This window comes from Seonamhaeicola marinus (genome assembly GCF_008085455.1).
This window is the reverse complement of record NZ_VSDQ01000729.1, coordinates 63,078-82,335: the sequence shown is the minus strand read 5'-3', so window position 1 is coordinate 82,335 and position 19,258 is coordinate 63,078. Positions and strand designations below refer to the sequence as shown.

Sequence of the window (19,258 nt, the reverse complement as noted above, 5' to 3'; positions counted from 1 at the left end):
AACAACAATATTTCAATTTTACAAAAAAAATAATTTTAAGAATATGAATAATAAAAAGTCAAATCAAAGTTTATTAGCTATAAAAAAGACATTGTTTTTTATACCAATGTTGTTAATTCTAGTGGCAGTTCAGTCGTCATTTGCTCAAAATGATACCAATGTTTTGGTTGTAAGAGGAGGGCACCCATATGATACTCCAGATTTTGAAAACATGTGCGAAAGTCTAGAAGGTATAAAAGTAGATTTAGTTCTGGACGCTCATTTTAAATCTATGAAACTAGATAAAATAAAAGACAGTTATGATGCTATATTGTTTCTAAACCAAAACAAATACTATGAAGAATCGAAGGGTACAAAAGAAAAATACGTAAATCTTACCAATGCGGGAGTGGGGATGGTCTTTCTTCATTTTACATTGTCTTCTCAACCAAATTGGGATGAGTATCATGAAATAATTGGAGGTAAATGGTTTTTAGGGAAGTTTACTCCAGAAAAGTCTAAAAGATCTACATACTTTATTGATAGGAAGGTAGATATAAAGGTAGCCGACAAAAAGCACCCCGTAACTAAAGGGTTAAAAGATTTTACATTAACTGATGTGTTTTACGGTAATATTTACTTAAGAGACGGTGTTCATGTCCTATTAGATTCAGATAACGAAGATTTGGCTCCTATCGCATGGACGCAAAAGTACAATAACTCTAAAGTGGTTTATATTATTCCGGGGTATTCTAAAAAGGCTTTTGGAAACCCTTCCTATAAGAAATTAGTTGCTAACGCTTTAACGTATGTTGGTAAGTAATTAAAGTAATTGGTTAAATTATGTTTGAAAGAAAGCCTCTAAAACAAGATTACATCTTGAATTTAGAGGTTTTTTATTTCTATTCGTTTTCTTCAAGGTACATCTGACGTACTTTTTTAAATAAATTCGAAGAGTATACAAAATCGGTCACCGATTCATTATCTGTCTTAAAAATGGTTTTGTTAGAGCCTTCCCAAGCTTTTAAACCATGTCTAAGAAATACTATTTTTTCTCCAATTTCCATAACGGAATTCATGTCGTGAGAGTTAATAACTGTAACAATTTCATATTCTTGAGTTATTTCCTGTATAAGGTTATCAATAACAATAGCGGTCTTAGGATCTAAACCAGAATTTGGCTCATCACAGAAAAGATATTTTGGATTGTTTACTATGGCACGAGCAATGGCCACACGCTTTTGCATACCACCAGAAGCTTCACTTGGCATTTTTTTATGAGCATCCGGAAGGTTAACACGTTTTAAAACAAAATCGGCTCTATCTTCCATTTCACTTTTACTCATTTTAGTGAACATCTGCAGTGGAAACATAACGTTTTCTGCAATCGTCATGGAATCAAATAGAGCACTTCCTTGAAATACCATACCGATTTCGGCACGTAAATCTCTTTTTTGGTCTTCTGTTAACTCAGAAAATATTTTACCATCATATGAAATACATCCCTCTTCATAAGTAAAAAGCCCTAATAAGCACTTAAGAAATACCGTTTTACCAGATCCACTTTGCCCAATAATAAGATTAGTTTTCCCTTTTTCAAAAGAAGTACTAATACCTTTTAAGATTTTAGCTTCACCGAAAGACTTATGTAAATTGTTAACTTCTATCATTTTATCCTAAAAGCATTCCTGTTATTATATAATTTACAAGTATAATGACCACTGAAGTCCAAACGAATGCCGTGGTACTTGCTTTTCCTACCTCTAGTGCTCCTCCTTTCATGTAATACCCATAAAAAGCCGGTATTGTTGCTAAAATAAAGGCAAAAACAAAGGTTTTAATAAAGGCGTATGTTACATGGAACGTATCAAATTCATATTGAATACCCGTAACATAATCTGTTAAACTAGCGTATTCTCCAAAAACTGCTGCAGCCATACCCCCAAGAATACCTAAAAACATACCAATAGCAATGGCAAAAGGATATAACATTAAGGCAATTGCTTTAGGGAATATTAAGTAGTTTATAGAGTTTATTCCCATTACCTCTAGTGCGTCTATTTGCTCGGTTACCCGCATGGTGCCTATACTAGAAGTAATGAAAGAGCCTACTTTACCAGCCATAATAATTGAGGTGAAAGTAGGTGCAAATTCTAAAATAACAGATTGTCTTGTTGCGAATCCTACAAGGTACTTTGGTATTAATGGATTGTCAATGTTTAATGCTGTTTGTATGGTTATAACACCACCAACAAAAAACGAAATAAAAGCAATAATACCAAGGGAGTTGATGACCAAATCATCTATATCTTTTAGAATTAATGATCGCATTACAGGCCATTTTGTAGGCTTCCTGAACATCTCTGCAATCATTAAAAAATATTTACCAATATTATGAAGATACGTCATAGAAATAATTGTTAGTGCTAAAGTAAAAAAAACTTAGAGGTATTTAACTTTAATTTTGAATTATGATATTATAAAAGACGTATTTTTGACGTTCTAAATTTTTAATACATGAAAAGAATAGTTGTTCTTTTGGTACTAATAACGAGTTATTTTACTCATAAATCTGAAGCTCAAGAAGGAAATAAACCAAAACTTGTTGTTGGAATAGTTGTAGATCAAATGCGCTTTGATTACCTCACTAGGTTTGAAAGTAAATATGGTGAAGGTGGTTTTAAAAGGCTTATTAGGGAAGGATTTAACTGCAAAAATAATCATTACAATTATGTGCCAACATATACTGGACCAGGGCATGCATCTGTTTACACGGGCACAACACCTAAGCACCATGGTATTATTGCAAATGATTGGTATGATAAGGAAATTGATGAAATGGTGTATTGTGCAAAGGATGATAGCGTAATGGCTGTGGGAACAAAATCAGAAAAAGAACGTATGTCACCTCATAGAATGAAGACCACAACATTTGCAGATGAGAATAGGTTGTTTACGCAAATGAGGGGGAAAACAATTGGTATTTCCGTTAAAGACAGGGGAGCTGTTCTACCAGCTGGTCATACCGCAAATGCTGCATATTGGTTTAGAGGGAAAAAAGAAGGTAATTTTGTAAGTAGTACCTATTACATGAAGGATTTACCAAAATGGGTGAAGGCTTTTAATAAATCGGGTAAAGTAAAATCTTATTTGCGAGAATGGAATACGTTATATGATATAAACACATATACTGAAAGTGGACCTGATTTAAATGAATTTGAGGGTAAGTTTAATGGAAAAAAAACTGCCACTTTTCCTTATGATCTAAAATCTCTATTTTTAGTAAATATGGGGTATGATATATTGAAGGAATCACCTTATGGAAACAGTATAGTTGCAGATTTTGCTATCGAAGCACTAAAACAAGAAGATTTAGGAAAAGATGAAGATACAGATGTACTTACGGTAAGTTTTTCTAGTACAGATTATGTTGGTCATAGATTTGGTGTAAACTCTAAGGAAATTGAAGATACCTACATAAGATTAGATAAAGACTTAGAACGCCTTTTAAAAGCTTTGGATAAGCAGGTAGGCGAAGGAAAATATACTGTGTTTCTAACAGCAGACCACGGTGCAGTAAATGTGCCTAATTTCTTAAAATCTGTTAGAATTCCAGCGGGATATGTAACGTATGCTGAAACTAAAAAGAAACTAAGAGGATTTCTGAAAAATAGATTTAATGCTGAAGGGTTGATTAAGAACATTAGTAACCATCAAATATTTCTTGATAGAGAAAAAATTAAAAATCTAGGGTTAGATTTAGCTGAAGTACAGGAGGCTTTGGTGAATGAATTAATAACTTATGAAAAAGTATATAAAGTGTTTTCGGCTACTACGATGAGTACAACTTCATTCGATAAAGGCATTGAAAAGACTTTACAAAACGGGTACAACCAAAAACGTTCAGGAGATGTTCTAATAATTCCTGATCCGGGACATATTTTTTATAGAGCCACAGGAACCTCTCATGGTACAGGTTTTAAGTATGATACGCATGTACCTCTACTATTTTTTGGTAGTGGTATACAACAAGGAGAAACATTACAAAAAACTACCATTCCGGACATTGCGCCAACAATTTCAGCATTATTAGGAACTAGTTTCCCTAATGGAGCAACTGGAGAGCCTTTAGGTTTTGTATTGAAGTAATTAATGAATAGGAAAACTAAATATGCTTTAATTTCGGGGCTAATACTATTTGCTATTTTTTGTGTAAGGTGGTATTTAATAGAAAGCGCTCTAGTTCCTGTAGAAACGGGTACTACAATTATAACTGATAGTGATAGAGCGTTCTTTTTACCAACATCAACAACCAACCAAGTTGTACATCATAACACGTATTCATTATCCTATAGTGAGCGTCATGAGCAGGCGGAATGGGTAGCTTACGAATTAAAGAAATCACATTTATCTAGTACTAATCATAAGCGGCCGTATTTTGAAATAGATAAATCAGTCATAACCGAAGCTGCACATTGGCGTAACTTTAAAAATTCAGGTTATGATAAAGGGCATTTATGTCCAGCAGGAGATAGAAGGTTTAGTAAAGAAGCCCATGATGAAACGTTTTTAACTAGTAATATTAGTCCACAAAACCATGATTTCAATTCTGGAATATGGAATAGACTGGAGCAAAAGGTGCGCTATTGGGCAAGAAAGTATGACGGCGTTTTTGTTATAACGGGTGGTGTATTAAAAGGTAATATGGATGCTATTGGTGTTGAAGGAGTCTCGGTGCCCAATCAGTTTTATAAGGTATTGATAAATAGGAATAACGAAACAACAAAGATGATTGCCTTTTTAATGCCTCATAAGGATTCAAAAAAGCCTTTGTATGAATTTGTAGTATCTGTTGATGAGGTTGAGGCACTCACAGGAATAGACTTCTTTCCGAAGTTGGATGATGCTATTGAACATAATCTCGAAGCCTCAAATAGTTATAAGGGATGGAGTTTTTAATTACAAGAAATCATTATCGGAGCACTATCCAGTTATTTTTCCCAGCATTCCTTTCCACCTAAGCCCTCTTATAAATTTACCTTGTTCTTTGGTAACTAACTGATTTGGTTTTTCCTTTTTTGCCTTAAAGTATCCACCCATATAATCTAAAAACAACTTAAAGCTACGCTTTTTAAGCGCTAGTTTTACCGCTGAAATCAGGGTAATTGTAAAGCCATACCGCATCTTATACATAGCTTCTCCCTGTAAATATTTTGAGGCCTTATTATAACTAATTCCGGTAGGTTTTAAATGTTTCACATGTAGACTTTCATCTGTGAGTATATCCCAATTGTAGTATTTAGCAAGAAGCTCGTCTACCGTGTCCCATCCCATAGATGATTTTAGTTTGCCAATATCCAGAAAACATTGTTTTCTATAAGCTTTTAATGCACCTCTAATGTGGTCTTTACGCGTAAGATTTTCTAATATCCAGTCGCCATTTTTTTCGATATAACAAAACCCTGAAGCCATTCCCAATCTTTCAGAATTATTGAAATGAAAAGCAAGTTTTTCAAGATAGTTTTTTGGAAAAATTAAGTCGGCATCAAACTTACATATCACATCGTAATCGTTGTCAAGTTTGTCATATCCTTTGTAAAAGGCATTAATGATTTTTGCTCCTGGTAGATGCTGATTTGAAGATTTAGAATTTACCAATTTTATAAAATCATGCTGAGTAGCATAACCATCAACGATTTCTTCGGTTTTATCGGTTGAGTTATCATTTACAACTACAACCTGCTTTGGAAGAACAGTTTGATTTACTAAAGAGTCTAGCGTAGCCCCTATTGTGCTTTGTTCGTTGTGGGCTGGTATAACAATATATAAATTCACTTACTATGAATGTTGTTTTTTCTTTTTTTTATGTGGGAAAACCGCATCAGGTTACGGTTGTTAATTTGTATCTATGTAAAGCTAAAAATATTAATAACTTTCTTAAATTCTTTAAAAATGAGAACAAAATTTTTCTTTTTATTAGGATCATTTTTTATGATTACAGCATTAAATGGTCAGGTCAAATTCCCTCACGTGGCTTCTTCAAATTCAGGTAAAGCAGAACATGTTACAAAGTTCGGAGTTTCTGATACTTCTTTGGATTTCTTAAGCTTAACAAATGCAACTGTTTTTAATGGTCAGTTTGTGCCCCGTTTTTACGCTAGACGCGCCGTTGACAATAGATTTGTTTTAGATCTTACAGCAAGTATAAGCTCTTCTCGAGATAATGGGAGTACGCCTTTAATGCGTTTTACGGTAGAGAGAGACGATACCGTATATCCAAATGCGCCTAGTGGGGCTCAATATCCTTGGGGAAATGCTCAAGATGGACTATCATATGCTGTTAATAATAGGCCTTTGTTTACTTGGTACAATTCAAGTACATCTATTATGACTATTTCTGCTCAAAACAATTTAGGAATAGGAGTAAATCCAACCGCAAGATTACATACTAATGGAACGGTAAGATTTCAAAACTTAGCAACTACTTCATCTAATACCTATGTACTAACTACGGATTCTAGTGGAAACGTAAGAAGACAATTAGCAAGCTCTTTTGGAGGAGGTTTAAGCAATAATTGCAACTCAACCAATTATTTAACTAAGAAAAGTTCAAGCGGATTAACATGTAGTCAAATTTATGATAATGGATGGAATGTTGGAGTAGGAAGAATACCTTATTACAAGTTGGATGTTAATGGAACAATTAGATGTACAAATCTTACGACGTTTTCTGATGAAAAATATAAGAAGAACGTTAAAAATGTAGATAATGCCCTAGAATCTATTCTTAATTTAAATGCAAAAAAATACTTTTGGAATGATGATTTGGTAAATAAGGAAGATATTGGATTTAGTAAAAATGAACAATATGGGTTAATAGCTCAAGAAGTAGAAAAGGTAATGCCAGCCTTAACATATAAAGATGAAAACGGGGATTACAGTATAAATTATACTGGATTAATTCCAGTATTGATTGAAGCTTTAAAAGAACAACAAAACCAAATAGTAGAATTGCAAAATCAACTAAACGAGAATTTTATAAAAGAAAATACAGACCTTATAAATCTTAATAATACTAAGATTATTAGTGTTTCTCCTAACCCTTCATCTTCAGCAATTGAAATAGCATTAAATATTGAAAAATCGGTTAAAGACGCAAGATTGGTTACCTACGATTTAAATGGTAAAATTATAAGCAGTTTATCAATTAATGAAAGAAAATTAGATATCACTAGATACTTACATAAGGATAATTTTGGTACAGGAACATATATTGTGAGTTTAATAGTTAACGGGAAAAGTTTAGATTCTAAAAAAATAGTCTTTAAATAATAAATCGTTACTTTTGAAATTAAAACTCTGATTATTTAATCAGAGTTTTTTAATTTATAGATATGGGGTTAGTAAAAGACATATTATACAAAGCTTCTAAACGGAGCTTTTTAAGAAAAGTAAATAAACAGAATGTATTTCCGTACTATCACATTATTGAAGACCACACTTTAGATCATATTAAAAACCTTTATTCTTATAAAAACAAAGCTCAATTTTCTTATGATATTGATGTGCTTAAACAGCATTATAAACCCATTACTCCTCAGGATTTGCTAAGCGGGAATTATGGAGACAATTGTTTTTTATTATCGTTTGATGATGGGCTTAAAGAGATTTATACAAATATCTATCCCATTTTAAAGGAGAAAGGAGTAAAAGGTGTATTTTTTATTAATCCGCAGTTTGTAGATAATAAAGAAGGGCTTTATAAACACTATGCAAGCATTATTTTATCGCATATTGATAGAGAAGGTTTAAGCAAAGAGCAACTAGAAAAAGTATGTAGTGTTTTTGGCTTTAACTGTAATACCTTAGAACGTTTTAAATTAGAATTAAAGGGCATACCATTTTCGGAAAGAGAAAAACTGCAATCCGTTTTTGAGATATTAAATTTAGATATTAAGGACTACTTAGAAAAAGAAGAACCTTATATAACAAGATCGCAAATTAAAGAAATGATTGATGATGGATTTTATTTTGGAGGGCATACAATGAGCCACCCTCCTCTTCATCAGTTGTCTTTCGAGGAACAGAAAAATGAAATAATTGCGTCTATGGAGTGGTTAAAAGTACATTTTGGAATTGACTATTCTTTGTTTTCGTTTCCTTTTTCAGATAGGTCAATTTCAAAAAAGTTAATAGAAGCATTGTTTGAATATGATAGCAATATTATAATTTTTGGCAATTCTGGGTTAAAACAAGATATTGATGATAGAATTATTCAAAGGTTTAATTTAGAAAAACCTGATAAGCAGGTAGAGAAACAGATTGTTACCGAAAATTTATATAAGTATTACAACAAAATAATTGGTAAGTATAAAATTAACAGAAGTTAATCATTGTAATTGATTAGGTGATTCATGTACGAAACGGAAGTATATATAAATAAAATTAAAGAGGATTTGCCGCAGCACGTTCTAAATGAATTCATTAAAACTTATGATGATATTAAGTTAATGAGTTCTTTGCACTGGACAGAGCATTGCGTAGAATGCTCAATGCCTTCTTGTTTTAGTACCTGTGACTTGTATCAGCCAAGGGTAGATGGTAAATGCCAGAGATTTGTAGAGGGGATAGAAAAAATAGAACTAGCTCCCGAAATAACTGTTAAACAACCACTGTTAAAAATAAGTTTTAAAAAATGGGGTGTCTTAGCTACTCAAGCAAATAGTGAATTATATAGTAAACGGGAAGTGCAAAACCTGCTGAATAAAGACTATAAACTATCAAAAACCATTCATTTATCGCCTTCAAAATTTCTTAAGAAAAAATTAATTCAAAAGAGATATAGTGTAAAAAAGAATGCAATAATTGATAATCAGAATAAAGGTACGCAAACTCCTGATGGATTTTTGGCTGAGATTTTCAATCCTCATGATGACATCATAAAACTGGGATTGGTTATTAGAAACGATGATGTTAAATACAGCAAAATTCCTTTTCAATATACTTTAGAGCTTAAACCTGGTTACAATAAAGAACTCGTTCCCTTTACAGAAATAGCCAAAAGAATTAAATCTAATTTAGCCTATAGAATTAATCTAATACCAGAAAATGTCAATAGAAGCAAGCCCTTATACTTTGGTATAACAGAATTTGTAAAATTGAATTCAAGAGCAGTTTCAAATACAAAAGCAGATAAGGTAAAATGTGTTGTGTGGGATCTAGATAATACGGTTTGGGAAGGGACTTTAGTTGAAAACGGAAAAGAAAATCTAAAGCTAAAAGAAGGAATTGTAGATATTCTAACGCAATTAGAAGAAAGGGGAGTTATTAACTCTATTTCGAGCAAGAATAACTACGACATGGCTATGGAAGCTCTTGATTATTTTAAGTTGAAAGATTTTTTTATTTATCCCAAAATTTCTTGGTTACCAAAAAGTAAAAGTATTAGAGAGATAGCAACAGATCTTAATATTAATGTTAATTCGCTTTTATTTATAGATGATTCTATATTTGAAAGGAAGGAAGTAGAAGCAGTGTTGCCTCAAGTTAGATTGGTAGATGCAATTCATTATAAAGACCTTTTAGGATTAGAAGCCTTGAAAATTGAGGTTACCAAGGAAGGGAAAAAAAGAAAAACGTTTTACGTTAATGAAGAAAAGCGAAAAACAGTTTCTAATAGTTTTGAAGGAGAATACTTTGATTTTCTAAAATCGTGTAAAATAGATTTAGAAATCGTTGAGTTACAAGACGTACATTTTGATAGGGTATATGAACTTACTCAAAGAACAAATCAAATGAACTTTTCAGGAAACAGGTACAATAAAGATGATATTGCAAAGATACACCAGAATAGCGATTTAGCGGCATACGTGCTAAAGTGTAGCGATACGTTTGGGGAGTATGGAATTATTGGCTTTGGTATTATTGAAGTTTCTAAAAACAAGCTTATAGATTTAATGTTTAGCTGCAGAATACAAAGCAAACGTGTTGAGCATGCTTTTATGACTAATATTTTAGAGCATTATCTTAAATTTGGTGATTTTCTGGTGAAGTATAAGTTTACTGAAAAAAATAAATTTTCAGCTCAGGTCTTTAATGATTTTGGGTTTGAAACTATAAATGAAGAAAATGGTATTAAGGAACTTCTATTTAGTAAGGAAAAGAATATACCAAATGATAACATAATAAATGTAGTAAAAAAGTAATGCCATTACACCCTTTCTTATCTCGAACTAAATTATACAAGCCTCTTAAAAAGTTATTGAAACCTATAAACAACGTATATAGGTATGTTGATTTTGTTGAGTTCATCAGTATTAATAACGGTAAAGGGAAACTAAACGATTATTATAATAAAAAAGCAACCTATAAGAATAGAATGCAACTTCATGAAATGCTTCTATCGGAACTACACGATAAGCCTATTAATTACATTGAATTTGGTGTTGCCGCAGGAGAGATGATAAAAAAATGGAGTTCAACAAATTCTATTAAAGAATCGCGTTTTTTAGGTTTTGATTCTTTTGAAGGGCTTCCAGAGCGTTGGGAAGAAAAACAACAAGGACACTTTAACCAGCAAGGTGAATTTCCCGATATAAAAGATGATAGGGTGTCTTTTGTTAAAGGTTGGTTCCAAGATACGGTTTATGGAGCATTACAAAATTTTGATTTTGACAATAGATCTATTTACCATTTAGATGCAGATTTGTTTTCCTCTACCTTGTATGTTTTGTTTCAAATTGAGCCGAAACTAAAGAAAAATGACATCTTGATATTTGATGAATTTTCTAGCTTTAATCATGAATTTAAAGCTTTAGAAATATTTAAAAGTTGTATTAATTCAAAGTGGAACTTTGAATTTATTGGTGCCGTAAATAATTATAGGCAAGTGGCATTTGTTTTAAAATAGATTACGCCTCTCTTTCGGCGTAAATGATATAGTATCTATTTGTAAATAATCTGAGCAAAGGACGAATACCTATTTTTTTTGTCGGATTGGTCCATTTTGCACTATCAACTATTTTCCAACCTGTTTTTTCCAATAGCCAGTCAAACTGCCAATCTTCGAACTCATGATAATGCCTGTCCCATTTATCAGTTTTACTGCGGTAAGCAGGGGAGAACCATAACCTTAAAGGAATGCTAACTACAAGTTTATTCGCTTTTAGATTTTTAAGAACAGTATAAGGAGATAATAAATGTTCAAAGATTTCAAAGGCCGTAACAACGGTAGAATTGGAATTTAAAATAGTTGAAAGGTCTTCATCTAAATCTTCTCCCTTTGTGTTTTCAACAGTATACCCCTGTTCTTTCATGATTTTAGAAAAAGGATTGTCTACACCTAAATCTAAGATGGTTTCAGAATTTGAGATATGTTTTTGTAAAAATGTTAGTGTATGTTTAAAGCGTTTACTAGGAAAACTATTTTCGTACATATATATGCCTTATCCGTTAGTTGCAGAATTTTTAGTATTTGTAAACAATAGCATTAATGTGCATACCAGCGCCTACACTTGCAAAAATAACAACATCACCTTGGTTTAAGCTATGATTTTCTAATTTATTATTTTTAACTAAATCAAATAAAGTAGGTACTGTAGCAACCGAACTATTTCCCAACTTTTGAATACTCATTGGCATCACGTTTTCTGGAATATCAGCTCTATAAAGCCTGTAAAAACGTTTTAGGATGGCTTCATCCATTTTCTCATTAGCCTGATGAATGAAAATCTTTTTTACTTCAGAAATGTCTGCACCACTTTGATCTAAACACGCTTTCATTGCTTTGGGAACATTATTCAAAGCAAATTCATAGATTTTTCTACCTTCCATTTTTATATAGCGCGTGTCTCTGCAAAGGTCTTGGTTATTAGAATTTCCGTAATATAAATAGTAGGCCTCATCATAGGTGTAAGTTGCAGTTTCATGAGCTAAAATACCGCCATTATCATCTGTAGCTTCAACAATGGTAGCACCTGCACCATCTGAAAAAATCATAGAATCTCTATCATGTTTATCAATAACTCTTGATAAGGTTTCCGCTCCGATAACCAAGCAACGTTTTGCCATTCCTGCCTTTATAAAAGCTTTAGCTTGTATAACACCTTCAACCCATCCCGGACAGCCAAATAAAATATCATAGGCTACACACTTTGGGTTTTTAATACGTAAACTATGTTTTATTCGAGAGGCTAATGATGGTATAATATCTGCCTGAATAGTGTTATGCTTTACATCTCCAAAGTTGTGTGCTACAATAATGTAATCTATAGTTTCAGGATCAATATTGGCATCTTCGATAGCTTTTTCGGCTGCAAAGAATCCTAAGTCAGAAGCTGTATGATGTGTTTTTGCGTAGCGCCTTTCGGCAATGCCTGTAATAGCTTTAAACTTTTCTACTATAACTTCATTAGGAGAATTTATTGTTGAACCATCTACATTTAAAAATTCATGATTATGAAAACTCTCGTTTGTTTCAATAGTGTCAGGAATATAACTTCCAGAGCCAGTTATTTTAATATTCATAGAGTCTGTTTTGCGCTATTATTAGTGATGAGCTAATTTAGCAGACATAAATAAAAAAGCAAATGACATTGGTTAGTTATTACGATGTTCAACATACTATTTAAACCTCTGCATACTCCTCTATGGGAGCACAAGAACATATTAAATTCCTATCGCCGTAGGCGTCGTTAACGCGTCTTACACTCGGCCAAAATTTATTACCCCTAAGGTAGTCTAATGGAAATGCTGCTGCCTCACGAGAGTAAGGAAAATACCATTCATCACTAGTTATCATTTCAAGCGTATGAGGTGCATTTTTTAATACGTTGTTAGCGTCTTCTTTAGTAACACTGTCAATTTCCTTTTTTATTGAAATCATAGCGTCACAGAATCTGTCAATTTCCTCTTTACTTTCACTTTCAGTAGGCTCAATCATTAAGGTTCCCGCAACAGGAAATGACACAGTAGGTGCATGGAATCCATAGTCCATTAAGCGTTTTGCAATATCGGTGACTTCAATGCCATTTTCTTTGAACGGACGACAGTCAACAATCATTTCATGTGCAGCTCTACCGCGTTCACCTGAATATAATGTGTTAAAATGGCCGTCCAGTCTATATTTAATGTAATTAGCGTTTAAAATAGCCACTTTAGTTGATTCTGTTAAGCCTTCAGCTCCTAACATTTTTATATACCCATATGAAATTAAGCAGGCTAAGGCAGATCCAAATGGTGCTCCAGAAATAGCTGTAATAGCCTTTTCTCCTCCGGTTTTATAGATAGGATTGCCAGGTAAGAATGGCTTTAATTGTTCTGCTACGCAGATTGGTCCAACACCAGGACCACCACCACCATGCGGAATTGCAAATGTTTTATGTAAATTCAAATGACAAACATCTGCACCAATATTTCCAGGATTAGTAAGTCCAACCTGTGCGTTCATATTGGCTCCGTCCATATAGACCTGTCCGCCATTGTCATGAATAATTTTAGTAATTTCTTTGATAGCCGATTCATATACACCGTGTGTAGAAGGGTAAGTAACCATTAAAGCAGCTAAATTGTCTTTATGCAAAAGTGCTTTTTCTCTTAAATCATCAACATCTATATTACCTTCTGGAGTAGATTTGGTAACAACCACTTTCATACCAGCCATAACTGCACTAGCAGGATTTGTTCCATGAGCAGATGAAGGAATTAGACAGATATTTCTATGGCCTTCATTACGAGATTCATGATAAGCTTTTATAACCATTAAACCTGCAAACTCTCCTTGAGCACCAGAATTTGGTTGAAGAGATGTGGCCGCAAAACCAGTTATTTCGGTTAATTGGTTTTCTAGAGCTTTTAAAACTTTTCTGTAACCTCTTGCTTGTTTTTTTGGAGCAAAAGGGTGAATATTTCCCCATTTAAACCAACTTAAAGGTAACATTTCTGCTGCGGCGTTAAGTTTCATTGTACAAGACCCGAGAGAAATCATAGAGTGATTAAGCGATAAATCTTTGCGCTCTAAAGACTTAATATAACGCATTAATTGCGTTTCAGAATGGTGCTGATTAAAGACATCCAGTTCTAAAAACGAGGTTTTTCTTTGAATCTGTTCGTCTATATTATTGGCTGGTGTTACTTCAGAAATAACAATGGTATCCTTACCGGCCGCTTCTGCAAAAACAGAAATTAAATAATTTATATCTCTTATAGAAGTTGTTTCATTTACTGAAATAGTTACTGTGTTTTTATCAGGGTAACAGAAGTTAACCTTTTTTCTAGTAGCTATTTTTTTAATCTTTCTTGCTTTGGTTTTAATTTGAAGTGTATCAAAAAAAGAAGTGTTTACTTGATTAAAGCCCAGAGTTTCTAGTGCCTCAGCAAGTTTAGACGTTTTGTTGTGAACTTTATTAGCAATAAATTTTAGTCCCTTAGGTCCGTGAAATACGGCATACATTCCTGCCATAACAGCCAATAGAACTTGAGCTGTACAAATATTTGAAGTTGCTCTATCTCTTTTTATATGCTGTTCACGCGTTTGTAGAGCCATTCTTAACGCTCTATTGCCATTAACGTCTTTAGTAACACCTATAATTCTACCGGGAATATCTCTTTTGTAAGCTTCTTTAGTAGCAAAATAAGCTGCATGAGGGCCACCGTATCCCATTGGGATTCCAAAGCGCTGGGTAGTACCAACAACAACGTCAGCTCCGAAATGACCTGGGGCTTCAAGTTTAACCAAACTCAATATATCGGCTGCAACAGCTACTTTAATATTTGAAGCTTGCGCATTTTCTATGAATGATTTTATATCTGTTATTTGTCCATCTCTACCTGGATATTGCAGCATGGCGCCGAAGAACTCAGAAGAAAAATCAAAAGTAGTTTCATTACCAACAACTAATTCAATACCAATTGGGTTTGCTCTAGTTTCTAGTAATGATAGTGTTTGAGGTAAGATAGTGTCTGAAACAAAAAACTTATTAACCCCAGCTTTCTTTTGAGCACGTTCTCTAACAGCAAATAATAAACTCATTGCCTCAGCGGCTGCCGTACTCTCATCAAGAAGAGATGCATTTGCTAACTCCATACCTGTAAGTTCCATTATCATGGTTTGGAAGTTTAACAAAGCTTCTAATCGACCTTGCGCAATTTCAGCCTGGTAAGGCGTATAGGCTGTATACCATCCTGGGTTTTCTAATATGTTACGCTGAATAACAGCAGGCATAACAGTAGGGTGATAGCCTAAGCCAATGTATGTTTTGTAAGCTTTATTTGTTTTTGAAACATCATGAATATGTAGTAAATACTCATGTTCCGTCATAGGTTCATCTAAATCTAAACCGTTTTCCAAGCGAATATCATCTGGAATGGTTTCATAAATTAATTGATCTAAAGACTCTAAACCTAAAGTGTTTAACATCTTTTTTTGATCATCCTCATTAGGACCAATATGACGTAAAGCAAAAGCGTTTGTGTTCATTTAATTTCAAATTGTTAAATAATTCGCAAAAATACGCAATATTTGAAGTTTTTTATTGAAGAAAATGGAAAGTTTTTAACTATTTGATGATGTTATTAACCGTTTGGTTAATTTTGTTTAATGGCTTATCTAAAACAACTTCTAAACTTTTACATAAATAGTAGTATTCATGTAGCATTGTCTGTAGTTGCATTAGCTGTAATTTCTTTCTTAGAGTTAAACCTTTATATAAATATAGATCTTTTACTCTTTACCTTTTTTGCCTCTGTAACAGGTTATAATTTTGTGAAGTACTTTGGTATAGCCAAGTTTCATCATAGAAGTTTGGCAAGATGGCTAAAGGCTATTCAGGTGTTTTCACTTTTCTGTTTTATTGCTATGTGTTATTATGCATTTAAATTGGAAAAGAGCACTTTATGGTATATTGCTGGCTTTGGTCTTATTACTTTTTTTTACGCCATCCCTTTTTTACCAAAGGATATTTTTGTTGATAAAAAACAAAATTTGAGAAGCATTGGTGGCTTAAAAATTTACTTAATAGCTCTAGTCTGGAGCGGTGTAACCGTGTTTTTACCTTTGTTAAACGAAGGCGCAAATTGGCATACGGATATCTTGATTTTAGGAATTCAAAGATACCTTTTTATAATCGTGTTAATGTTTCCGTTTGAAATTAGAGATTTAAAATTTGATAGTCTAAAACTTTCTACCATACCACAAAGAATTGGCGTTAGAAATACAAAAGTTATTGGCTTCGTATTATTAGTAATTATAATACTATTAGACTTACTTAAGGTACGTTTTGTTCTCTATGAGTTTGCCGTATTATCTGTATTTATGATGTTAACCTTAGTCTTATTATTAAAGGCTGAAAAAACGCAAGACAAGTATTATAGTGCTTTTTGGGTAGAAGGCATTCCAATACTCTGGGCTTTGGCACTCTTAACAGTTTCCTAACTTGCCTGTTCTTGGATTGCTTTGTTTAATTCCTTTTTCATGTTTTCTTTACACTCAGGAGTTAAACAATCGACATCACTTTCTTTAATTTTTTCCGTTAACTTAACGTTTCGTTTATAATAAGCTCTCGTAACTTTACACCACGAAAGACGAATATTGAGTTTTATTTTATCAAATAAACTTGCTTCATCATATTGCGCTTTGTCACAAATATGTTGTGCTTCTTCACAACTTACAAATAAAAGGCCTTTCTTCTGCTTCTCCATTATTAAAACCAATTTTTTTCAAGACAATCAGCCATAGCTGTTCGGGCTCTGTGAATTATTACCCAAAGGTTAGACGCGGTAATATTTAATTCATTACAAATAGCTTCGGTTTCATAACCAAGAATTGTTTTCATTTTAAATACATCGGCCTGTTTGGTGGGTAATTTACCTAAACAATTATGAATTGCTTCTCCTAATTCAGAGTTCTGCATAGTGTCTTCAGCAGTTTTATCAAAAGGATCTGCAACACGTTCTTCTAACCAATCGCCTTCTGTTTCATCATCTTTATAGTTAATCCTTACCTCGGCTTTACCTTTGTTCGAATTTATTTTTCTATAGTGGTCAATAATTTTTCTTTTAAGAATAGAAATTAACCAAGTACGTTCACTGGCTTCTCCCTTAAAATTTTTCATTGACTTAAGGCCCGCCAAAAAAGTATCTTGTACCAAATCTTGTGCAATCTCTTTATCACTAATACGCGTAATGGTGTAGTTATACAGATAGTCGGAATATAAATCGATCCAGTTGTTTGGATTAATTTGATGGTTGGGCATTCTTTACGCAATTGAATTTTAGAAATCCAAAAATAAGATAAAAAAATGAATATTTTTCTGTTATTTGGCAGCTATTGTATTTTTAGGCATAACATGTATTTTTGAACCTTTGGCTAAAATGACTGAACTAGGACTGCGAGTATTTAAAAAGCTAAACTCTTTTCCGTAGTTCATTTCAAAATCTACATTTATAGTGTACTCTTTTATTGGATAATGTAGCCATTGCGGATGTTGCACTTCATATTGAAAGGTTTTGTTTTTGTATTTCGTGTAGCCATAATAGTGTTCCAAAATAAAGTCTTCTTCTGAATAAGGGGTAATAGGTTTTGGTAATTCCTCTGATGTAACACTAATATGTTGCCGCTTATTTTGTTGTTCCCAACTATATTCTATATAATTATTTTTAGTATCCCAAACATGTGACATCTTACTTGTTTCATAATGTTCGTTATACAAAGAATTTGCAACAAAGGTTATTAACGGTTTTGGAACAATTTCTTTTATGAAAACCACACCTCTTGTATTTTTGTGTTTTACATAAAATCTTAGGTTTACCTCTTCAAAATTTACATGTAGCGGAAGTTTAACTCCAAGAACTTTTGTGTTTTTGAACATAAAACCAACCAAGCTTATATAGTATCTGTTCTCAAATACATCCAGTACGGTATGTTCTGGAACATATGGTTTTAACACATCTGGATGTATTTCATAGTTAACTAAAATTAGGTGCTCCCAATTGGCGGATAAAAAAGAGTTACGTGTATCCATGGTTTTATTTTTTAATACTCATAAGAATTATTTGAAAGTAAATAGCTAATGCCATGGGAATAAATATTACTCCGATAACCGCTATTACAATGCCGTAAGAATTATCTAGAACTCTGCCCCATGGTAATAACCAACCTGAAAAATAAATGGCAACAAAAAGCCAATAACTTTTTAATCTTTTTTGATTAAGTAGGATAAGTTTACGGTAATTTAAGCCAAGTATTAATGAGCTTACTATTTGAACTATACCTAATAAGATTTGAGAATATAAACCATAATAAATGGTTATATAAAGAAGAATGGTTATAGTTAAAATTACCATATTTATTATTTTTAGTGCTTTCATGACAAAATGTTTTAAGATTCAATAAACTGTGGCAGTTTCCAATATGTCCTTTTAGATTTAATAGCGGTTTTCTTTAGGTTGTTTTTTTGAGTTTTAACTTCAGTTATTATTTTGGTTTTTTTGAGCAACCAAACAATAGACCATCCAAAATCAATTTCATACCATTTAGAAGAAAACTTTGCTGAAGATGGAAATGCATGATGATTGTTATGAAATCCTTCTCCAAAGGAAAGTAGTCCCAAGAAAATATCGTTGTATCCGCTTTCATCGGCTCCTTTAATTACATGTCTGGCATAACCGTATTTGTGAGATGCATATCCAATATACCAATGCCCCAAAATTATGCATGAAGTTCTTAAAGAGGTTGCGATGAGCATACTATTAAATCCAATTAGAAAATACAGAAGTACGCAAAACAGGATGTAATGAAATGCCCATGTTTTGCTCAACCACTTAATAAAAGGATCATTTAATTCATGTTGAGGTATTTTATATCTAAGATTAGATATAGGAATAAAAGTAAGATGTAAATTCCACCAATAATCTGTTGCTAAGGAGTGCTTATATTGAAAATATTTAGGACAGTCTTTTCTGTTTTGCCAATAGTCTCTGTAATAATGCTGCTTTAGCCAGTTTAAAGGATTACCCAATCCGGTAAGGACAAAAAGATATAGGCTTATTCTTCTAAATCGCTCTGTTGTTTTATAGGATTTATGAATTATTCCACGATGAAGTCCCACAGAATGACCAATACCAACAGTTAAGAAAAGCAGTACTATATTTAGAATAATATCTACGGAATTTATTGAAGAAAAATCGATAAATAATACTGGGAAAAGCATAAGGTATAACCATACAATTTTTTTCCATGATACTTTTACATGTCCGTGATCTGTTTGTAATTGTTTCATTTTTA

General features: G+C 32.8%; 19 protein-coding genes. 8 read left to right on the top strand and 11 right to left on the bottom strand.

Annotated elements, in window-relative coordinates; translation table 11 throughout:
- Positions 1-43 precede the first annotated feature (43 nt).
- Complete coding sequence (locus tag FUA24_RS21350; RefSeq protein ID WP_148545112.1) at positions 44-802, top strand: ThuA domain-containing protein; 759 nt, start codon at positions 44-46, stop codon at positions 800-802.
- Positions 803-881: 79 nt separating this feature from the next.
- Here the strand turns inward: FUA24_RS21350 and FUA24_RS21345 are convergent, their stop codons facing one another.
- Together FUA24_RS21345 and FUA24_RS21340 are read right to left on the bottom strand one after the other, a co-directional pair.
- On the bottom strand, positions 882-1,649 hold the full coding sequence (locus FUA24_RS21345; protein WP_148545111.1) for an ABC transporter ATP-binding protein: 768 nt from the start codon (positions 1,647-1,649) through the stop codon (positions 882-884).
- A gap of 1 nt (position 1,650) precedes the next feature.
- Entirely contained in the window at positions 1,651-2,388 is a 738-nt protein-coding gene (locus FUA24_RS21340; protein ID WP_148545110.1) for an MlaE family ABC transporter permease, read from the bottom strand.
- A gap of 108 nt (positions 2,389-2,496) precedes the next feature.
- Here FUA24_RS21340 and pafA point away from each other — a divergent pair, with 108 nt between their 5' ends.
- Positions 2,497-4,128 carry an alkaline phosphatase PafA gene (gene pafA, locus FUA24_RS21335; protein WP_148545109.1) on the top strand — a complete coding sequence of 544 codons (1,632 nt, stop codon included), beginning with the start codon at positions 2,497-2,499 and terminating at the stop codon, positions 4,126-4,128.
- A 3-nt stretch (positions 4,129-4,131) separates the two neighbouring features.
- Positions 4,132-4,938 carry a DNA/RNA non-specific endonuclease gene (locus FUA24_RS21330; protein WP_148545108.1) on the top strand — a complete coding sequence of 269 codons (807 nt, stop codon included), beginning with the start codon at positions 4,132-4,134 and terminating at the stop codon, positions 4,936-4,938.
- A gap of 24 nt (positions 4,939-4,962) precedes the next feature.
- Here FUA24_RS21330 and FUA24_RS21325 read toward each other — a convergent pair whose 3' ends face one another.
- Positions 4,963-5,814: a glycosyltransferase gene (locus FUA24_RS21325; protein ID WP_148545107.1), complete on the bottom strand. Its 852-nt coding sequence runs from the start codon at positions 5,812-5,814 to the stop codon at positions 4,963-4,965.
- Positions 5,815-5,931: 117 nt separating this feature from the next.
- Between FUA24_RS21325 and FUA24_RS21320 the strand changes: the two genes are divergently transcribed.
- The 4 genes from FUA24_RS21320 to FUA24_RS21305 all read left to right on the top strand — a co-directional run bounded on the left by FUA24_RS21320 (position 5,932) and on the right by FUA24_RS21305 (position 10,888).
- Positions 5,932-7,311 carry a tail fiber domain-containing protein gene (locus FUA24_RS21320; RefSeq protein ID WP_187388359.1) on the top strand — a complete coding sequence of 460 codons (1,380 nt, stop codon included), beginning with the start codon at positions 5,932-5,934 and terminating at the stop codon, positions 7,309-7,311.
- Between the two features lie 62 nt (positions 7,312-7,373).
- The gene (locus FUA24_RS21315; protein ID WP_148545105.1) at positions 7,374-8,369 is read left to right on the top strand and encodes a polysaccharide deacetylase family protein; all 996 of its coding nucleotides are present in this window, start codon (positions 7,374-7,376) and stop codon (positions 8,367-8,369) included.
- Positions 8,370-8,393: 24 nt separating this feature from the next.
- Positions 8,394-10,184 carry an HAD-IIIC family phosphatase gene (locus FUA24_RS21310; protein WP_148545104.1) on the top strand — a complete coding sequence of 597 codons (1,791 nt, stop codon included), beginning with the start codon at positions 8,394-8,396 and terminating at the stop codon, positions 10,182-10,184.
- Positions 10,185-10,240: 56 nt separating this feature from the next.
- Positions 10,241-10,888 (top strand): TylF/MycF/NovP-related O-methyltransferase, encoded by a 648-nt coding sequence (locus FUA24_RS21305; protein WP_187388358.1) that lies wholly within the window; start codon positions 10,241-10,243, stop codon positions 10,886-10,888.
- Position 10,889: 1 nt separating this feature from the next.
- Here the strand turns inward: FUA24_RS21305 and FUA24_RS21300 are convergent, their stop codons facing one another.
- From FUA24_RS21300 to gcvP, 3 genes are all read right to left on the bottom strand, one after another.
- Positions 10,890-11,414 carry a class I SAM-dependent methyltransferase gene (locus tag FUA24_RS21300; RefSeq protein WP_148545102.1) on the bottom strand — a complete coding sequence of 175 codons (525 nt, stop codon included), beginning with the start codon at positions 11,412-11,414 and terminating at the stop codon, positions 10,890-10,892.
- Positions 11,415-11,445: 31 nt separating this feature from the next.
- Complete coding sequence (locus FUA24_RS21295) at positions 11,446-12,504, bottom strand: 3-oxoacyl-ACP synthase III family protein (protein ID WP_148545101.1); 1,059 nt, start codon at positions 12,502-12,504, stop codon at positions 11,446-11,448.
- 100 nt (positions 12,505-12,604) lie between these two features.
- Complete coding sequence (gcvP, locus tag FUA24_RS21290) at positions 12,605-15,454, bottom strand: aminomethyl-transferring glycine dehydrogenase (RefSeq protein WP_148545100.1); 2,850 nt, start codon at positions 15,452-15,454, stop codon at positions 12,605-12,607.
- Positions 15,455-15,574: 120 nt separating this feature from the next.
- Between gcvP and FUA24_RS21285 the strand changes: the two genes are divergently transcribed.
- Positions 15,575-16,408 carry a UbiA prenyltransferase family protein gene (locus FUA24_RS21285; RefSeq protein WP_148545099.1) on the top strand — a complete coding sequence of 278 codons (834 nt, stop codon included), beginning with the start codon at positions 15,575-15,577 and terminating at the stop codon, positions 16,406-16,408.
- Here the strand turns inward: FUA24_RS21285 and FUA24_RS21280 are convergent.
- The 5 genes from FUA24_RS21280 to FUA24_RS21260 are packed head-to-tail and all read right to left on the bottom strand — an operon-like array spanning position 16,405 to position 19,253.
- Entirely contained in the window at positions 16,405-16,674 is a 270-nt protein-coding gene (locus FUA24_RS21280) for a hypothetical protein (protein ID WP_148545098.1), read from the bottom strand. The genes FUA24_RS21285 and FUA24_RS21280 overlap by 4 nt on opposite strands.
- 2 nt (positions 16,675-16,676) lie before the next feature.
- Positions 16,677-17,228 (bottom strand): sigma-70 family RNA polymerase sigma factor, encoded by a 552-nt coding sequence (locus FUA24_RS21275; protein WP_148545097.1) that lies wholly within the window; start codon positions 17,226-17,228, stop codon positions 16,677-16,679.
- Positions 17,229-17,288: 60 nt separating this feature from the next.
- Entirely contained in the window at positions 17,289-17,996 is a 708-nt protein-coding gene (locus FUA24_RS21270) for a YqjF family protein (RefSeq protein WP_148545096.1), read from the bottom strand.
- Between the two features lie 4 nt (positions 17,997-18,000).
- Positions 18,001-18,342, bottom strand: coding sequence for a hypothetical protein (locus FUA24_RS21265; RefSeq protein WP_148545095.1), 342 nt, complete (start codon positions 18,340-18,342; stop codon positions 18,001-18,003).
- 11 nt (positions 18,343-18,353) lie between these two features.
- On the bottom strand, positions 18,354-19,253 hold the full coding sequence (locus FUA24_RS21260) for a fatty acid desaturase (RefSeq protein WP_148545094.1): 900 nt from the start codon (positions 19,251-19,253) through the stop codon (positions 18,354-18,356).
- Positions 19,254-19,258 lie beyond the last annotated feature (5 nt).